Here is a 5344-nt window from a genome sequence, read left to right as displayed (position 1 = left end):
CTCGGCAGGCGAGCCGAAGATTCTCGACCGTGGGCGGTCCCCCGAGGGCGGCGGGCTGGATGTGGTCGAGCTCGAGCTTCCAGCGGCTGTTGCAGCGGCAGCCGTCCGGGCCGACCCAGGCGCAGCGCCCGCCATCGCGCGTCCACACCGCGCGGCGCACTATCGCCGGGATCGTGGTCCTCGCAGCCGGCGGCTTCCCCGCGGTCTTCTTCGTCGCGGCGGCCTTCGTCGTCCCGGCCTGCTTCGCTCCCTTCGTCTTCCGCTCCGGCGCGACCGCGCCCTTGCGCTTGCCGTGCTTCTGGATGGCGCAGCGGATGGCCTCGTGGAGCACCGCCGCGAGGTCGCCATCCGGGACCTTGTGCGACAGAAGCGACCGGAGCGTCTCGAGGTCCTCCTTGCAGGCGCGGTCGAGGGTGACCCGGAGCGACCAATGCGTCTCCGAGACGGCGAGCGTCTCGGCCCTTCGCTTCGGCTGCGCGACCGTGGGCGGGGGCGCCGGCAGCGAGCCGGCGGTGGGGTCCGGGCCGACGGTCGGCTCAGCAGGGCTGGCCACTGGCGCCGCCTCGGCCCCTGCATCGGACGCCGGGAGCGGTAGCGATGCGCTCGCTGCGGCGGGCGCGCGCTCGGCCAGCTTGCGGACGCCTGCGCGCGGAGCGGTGCGGGCCTGGACGGAGACGACGAGGTGCTCGACCTCGGCCCGCGTCCGGAAGGCGGCGCGAGCGAGGAGATCGTCCACGTTCTCCTCGGTGAGCACCTGGCCGAGGAGCGCCACGGTGGATAGGCAAAGGCGCCCATCCCGCAGCGGAGCCTCGAGGATCGGGAAGCGGCGCAGCACCCGCATCGCCTGGATGCGCCGGCCAGCGGCGCCCTCGCGCAGGTGGAGCGCCTCCAGGCAATAGGCCCAGAGGGACGCATGGCCGACCTCGACGAAGGCGCGGCGCCGATCGAACTCGTCGAGGTGCAGGAGGAAGTCGACCTGGACCTTTCGTTCCTCTCCGGCGAGCTCGCGCAGGCGCAGGGCGAGAACGTTCGACTCGAGAGAAGCGGGGGCGAGCGCGGACATGGGGTGACCTCCAGTACACCCTTCGTAACACGCGATTTCCGGAGCTCCGGAGACGCTCCAGGCTCGCGCCTGCGCGGCGTTCTCCGGCGAACCCTCGTCGTTGCCCCAAGGCGATCGGCACGCGCTTCACGCGCGAGAAGCGTGCGCGAGAGCGGCCCTCCCGCGCCTACTCATATGCCGAGCGCGATTGAAGCGAAAATGCGTCAATGGGAAATGTCTCACCCACCGCATCTGGGACGTCTTGCCTCGTCGCGAGAAGAGCCGCGGCACCGACCGGCACTACCGCTGGCGATAGTTGACACCCAGGGTGAATACGGTCGACTTCCGCGACGCTCCAGGGCGTGCTTCGGGGCGAGCTGCGGAGGCGCCGTCGAGAAGTCCGCGAGCTCCCCGCGCGAAGTCACGCCGTCGCTGGGCCCGGTTTCGATACGGCGAGACGCTCGCCTGCTCCGACGCCTTCCCGCGTTCATCGGGGTCGAGCACGAGCGCTGCGCCGACCCCGTCGATGCCCCGAATCCGCCATGCGCACGGGAGCCGTGGTCGAAACACCCGCCGCTCGTCCGGCGAGTACCCGCACTTGTGACGAATGATGAGGGCGCAGCCCCCGTTCGAACATGGCTAAACGACAGCGTGATTCGCGTCACCGAAGGTGATCGCGAATCACGAACTGTCGTTTAGTAGTCCTTCGACCAGACGAGGCTCGCGCCGCCCGATCCCGACGTGCCGTAGCGCCCCTCCGCCGTCCAGCGCGGCGTGATGCGGTACTCGACCCGCATCTCGTTCTCGTTCTCGCCGCGCTCGACGTTCGCGTCGAACCGCCGCACGTAGCCGATGTAGACCTTGTCGGTGACGTACTTCCCGGCGCGCAGCGCGCCGGAGTCGAGGGCGACGGTGTCGAGGGGCAGCTTCTGGGCGACCAGGTTCTTGAACGCCTGGGTGGCGACGGCGCCGAGGGCGGCCTTGCCGGCCTCCTCGCCGGTGAGCGCGCCGACCTCTCCCGAGCCGCGCTTGATCTCGGTGCGGCCGGTCGCGATGAGCATCGCGATCTGCCCCTCGTCCATCGGCGGCTTCGAGGAGAGCCGGATCTCGGGCTCGCTCAGCGGGCCGGCGACGGCCACGGTCACGACCGCCTCGGGGTTGTCGTAGGTCGCCTCGACGTCGAGCATCGCCGCGGCGGGCGGACCGCCGGTGAACTGGACCCGGCCGCGCGTGATGTCGAAGTGGCGGCCGCCGATCGGCTCCACGAACCCGCGCACGACGGAGACCTCCCCCGAGGCGTAGGAGCCCGCGCCGGCGAGCTCGTAGCGCACGTCCGCCTTCAGCTCGACGTTCTCGAGAGGGCTGTCGCTCTTCACGAACAGCTGGCCGGGCGCGACGACGTGCACGGCGAGCGTGAAGGGCTTCGCCCGCGGCGCGGCCGGGGCCCCGGCTGCGACCTCCGCCGCGGCCTCGGCGCGCTTGCGGCGCTCGCGGATGGCGCGCCGGCCGACGACGATGTCGTCGCGCTGCTCGAGCGGCTGGAGCGTGCGCGGGGTCCGCGACGGGAGGCGGACGGTGCCGCCCGGGACCTTCACCTCGAGCCGCAAGGCGTCCGCCGTGTAGGTCCCGGTCGCGTCGGCGCGGAGGTCGAGGTTCGCGAGCTCCTGCCCGTCCCGCGTCACGGTGAGCGTCTCGGCCCGGAGGTGCGCCTCGACCGGAGAGCTCGCCGACGCGAGGTCGTGCGCGAACCCCGAGACCTCGAGCCGTCCGCGGCCCCGCTGCGCGGAGAGCCGGCGCAGCTCGAGCGCGTCGTCGTTCACCTCGAGGTCGAGCAGGACGCCGGTCCACTCCCCGTACTCGGCGATCGCGAGCTTCCCGTCGGCGAGGAGGACCTTGCCGCGCGGTCGCGGCCGGCCGAGCGGGCCTCGCGCCGTGACGTCGGCGGTGAGCTTCCCGGAGGCGCTGCGCACGACGCCCGGCAGGAGCGCGGGCAGGACTCCCAGGTCGAGCCCCGTCGAGACGACCCGCGCGTCGAGCGGCGCCGAGCGCAGGGGTGGCCCGCCGGCGCCGAGCCCGAGCGGCGCCTCGAGCACGCCGCTCGCCTCCATCGTCCCGCCCGCCGCCGCGCGGAGCGCGACGTGCGCCTCGGTGCGCGCCCGCTCGTGGGTGGCGCGCACGGAGACCTCGCCGAGCGGCCGCCCGTCCACCGCGATCCCGCTCCCGCCGAGATCGATTCGCACCACCGGCGCCGCGAGCGTCCCTCCCGCCGACACGCGCCCCTCGACGACGCCCGCGAGCGGCACGTCCGCGCCCGCCGCCCGGGCGAGCTGCACGCGCGGGACGACCGCGTCGAGCGTGAGCGGCGTGCTCCGCAAACGCTCGGCGGCGAGGAGCCGCTCGAGGGGGGCCGCGAGGGATCCGTCGAGCCGGAGCAGCGCGTCTGAGCCGAGCGTGACCTGGCCCGTGACGCCGACCCGCGCCGCGTCGAGCGCGACCCCGACGGTCGCGCCCACCTCGCGGTAGCCCGCGAGCACCGCGTGCGCGAGCCCGACGGTCACGTTCCCGCGCGGCGCGCTGGCGGTGCCCGTGAGGGTCGCCCGCGCGTCGAGCGTGCCCTGGAGCTCCTCGGGGAGGCCGAGCACCCCGGCGAGCGCCGCGACGTCGAAGCTCGGGACGACGGCGCTCACCTCCACGGGCGCCCTGCGAAGGGCGGCGACCGCGTCGGCGGGACGGGCGACGAGCTCCCAGAGATCGAGCGGGGCGGCCGCGTCGAGGGCGAGCGCCGGGGCCCCGCCGTAGGTCGCGCTGGCATGGAGCGCGGCCCGCTCCCCCGGGTCCTCGAGCGTGAGCGAGATCGCGAACGGGCCGATGTCGCCGTACGACCCGCCCTCGAGCGACCCCTGGGCGGTGAGATGGGGCGCGCCGGCCGTCCCCTCCACCGTCACGTCCAGCGCGGCGATCCCCTCGAGGGACGAGGCGGCGCCCGCGGCCGCGAGCACGGGGGCGACCGGGAGCGCCTCCACCCGCACCCGCGCCGAGAGCCGCGCCGCCGGCGAGCGGTCGAGGGGCAACGGCAGGTCCGCGGTGACGTCCACGGCGCCGCCGCCCGCCCGCTGCACCGCGACCGAGACGGCGGCCCGTCGCCCCTTCCCGTCCCAGCTCGCGGTGCCCGTGGCGTCGAGGCCAGCGAGGCCGCGCACCGCGCCGCCCGAGAGCTCGAAGCGGGTGTCGAGCAGGGGCCGGCGGGTGGTGCCGGTCGCCCGCGCCCCGGCGGTGAGGCTCCCGGCGACGCCGAGGCCGCGCGGGATGACGCCGGGCGGGAGGCGCGTCAGGTCGACGCGGACGAGGTCCGCGCGCGCGTCGAGCGTCCCGCGCGCGCCGAGCCCTCCCTCGACGGCGACGCGCTGCTCGCCGGAGACGAGCTCCAGCCGGTCCACCGCGGGACCCGCGAACCGGACCGTCGCCGGCTGCGTGAGCTCCCAGCGGGCGCCCGGGTACGCGAGCGCGAGGCGCGAGACGAGGACGCGGTCCCGGCGCGGGCCGAGCGTGCCGCGGGCCTCGACCGCGAGCGGCTGGTCGCCGACGGCCGGCAGCGACGCGGTCGCCGACACGACCGCCTCGTCCTTCTCGAGCCGCGCGCTCAGCACCACGCCGCGCGCGACGTCGTCGCTCCCCGAGCGCACCGCCGCGGCGGTCCCGGCGAGGTGCACCACCGGGCGCCGGAGGGGCCCGGCGGCGTCCGCCTCGAGCCGCACGCCGCGGAGCGCGAGCTCGCCGAGGCGCAGCGTCGGGGCGTCGGCCGTCGCGCGCAGCACCGGGGATCGCTCGGTCCCCGTGAGCGCCGCCTCCACCCGCGCCCTGCCGGAGAGCGCGGGGAGCTTCGCTCCGAGGAGCGCGCCGAGGTTCCGCATCGCGCGGCCGAGATCGGCGGCGTCCGCCGTGAGCTTCCCGGAGACCGCGCCGCCGGGGCGCCAGCGCAGCCCGCCGTCGAGCGCGAGCCCGGGGGCGCGCAGCGTGAGCCGGCGCACGTCGTACGCGCCGCCCTCGGCCCGCGCGACGAGCTCGCCCGGCCCGAGCTCGCCCGCGCGGAGCCGCGAGCGGGCGATGGAGACGACCGCGTCCCCCCGGAGGTCCTCGAGCCCGCTGCCCGAGAGCGCGCCGCGCCCGGAGAGCGTCACCTCGCCGGCGGGCGCCGCCGCGTGGAGGCCGGAGGGATCGAGCCGGTCGACGGCGACGACGAAGCCGAGCGCGCGCGGACCGGCGAGGCGCAGCGCGACCGCGGCGTCGCCGCGCCCCGGCCCG

Annotated in this window: 2 protein-coding genes; both read right to left on the bottom strand. The window is 75.9% G+C overall.

Annotated features, from left to right (window positions below; all coding sequences use genetic code 11):
• Positions 1 to 1063, bottom strand: a 1063-nt coding sequence (locus tag MNZ39_RS23095; RefSeq protein ID WP_242341443.1) for an HNH endonuclease, incomplete at its 3' end; no start/stop codon positions are given.
• Between the two features lie 674 nt (positions 1064 to 1737).
• Positions 1738 to 5344: translocation/assembly module TamB domain-containing protein (locus tag MNZ39_RS23090; RefSeq protein ID WP_242341442.1), on the bottom strand; the 3607-nt coding region annotated here is incomplete at its 5' end.

Origin of the sequence: Anaeromyxobacter sp. SG66, from assembly GCF_022690805.1 — a bacterium.
GTDB lineage: Bacteria > Myxococcota > Myxococcia > Myxococcales > Anaeromyxobacteraceae > Anaeromyxobacter > Anaeromyxobacter soli.
Note: the sequence above shows the minus strand (reverse complement) of the source record. Positions and strands in the feature narration are given on the sequence as shown.